This window comes from Streptomyces abikoensis (assembly GCF_014648775.1).
Taxonomy (GTDB): Bacteria; Actinomycetota; Actinomycetes; order Streptomycetales; family Streptomycetaceae; genus Streptomyces; species Streptomyces abikoensis.
Map to the genome: position 1 here is coordinate 1 of NZ_BMRT01000027.1, position 981 is coordinate 981.

The following is a 981-nucleotide window of genomic DNA, read 5'->3' on the forward strand; positions in this document are numbered from 1 at the left end:
CGACACCGACGGCAAGGTCACCTACGCCGAGGTCCAGGCCAACTACTGGCCCCGCCCCGCCTGATCGGCCCGATCAATCTGATCGACCTGATCGACCTGATCGACCGAAACGGCTGATCCGCGAAGCCCCGCACGCCAAAGCTGCGCTGCGGGGCTTCGCGCCCAGGGCCGCGTCCGAAAGGCATTCCCGCCGCCGGCGCCACGGCGGCCTGACGGCGGAGGAGCACAAGGGCACCGACCTCCGCTGAGCGGCCTCCTGGACCTCACCACCAGAAAGGACACCATCATGGTCGCAGTCAGTGACCTTCTGCCGTACAAACTCTCTCCCCCGCAGGAGAAGTGGAAGTTCGACGCCGACCAGCGGAGCAACGCCACCGCCATCCTGGACGAGGCGCTCAAGGCCGGCCTGGGCTACCGCGGAGCGGTCGTCGGCGTCGCCACCGCGCTCCAGGAGTCGGGCATGCGGAACCTCAACTACGGCGACGCGACGAGCATCGGCCTGTTCCAGCAGCAGGACTGGTGGGGCACGCGCGAGCAGCGGCTCGACCCGCACTGGACCTCCTGGAAGTTCTTCTCCGAGATGAAGAAGATCTGCCCCGGCAAGTTCGGCGCCAACTACCTCACGTCGACGCCGCTCACGCAGGTGGCCCAGGCCGTGCAGGTCAGCGCGTTCCCCAACGCCTACGCCAAGCACGAGCAGTCTGCCGCCGAGCTGATCGCCGAGCTGGTGAACAACGGCGCCGACGACGACGCCCCGAAGCGCGTCAGCCTCGCCCGGAAGTCCGAGCTGCCCCTCAAGCGGAACACGGTCACCCAGATCCCGTTCGAGGACGAGTACTCCGACGGTGGCGACCAGCACCCGGACAAGGGTGGCCCGGCGTTCATCACCGGCAACTCCGACTACATCGCGACCGCCGCCGCCACCATCTCCGGCATCGCCCCCGGCATCACCATCCAGACCCGCTTCCTCGAGCTCAACGC

1 pseudogene is annotated in these 981 nt (G+C 68.1%); it reads left to right on the top strand.

The annotated features are described in order from the left end of the window. Positions 1-286: 286 nt before the first annotated feature. Positions 287-981: pseudogene (locus tag IE096_RS31075) on the top strand (hypothetical protein); the annotation flags it as partial.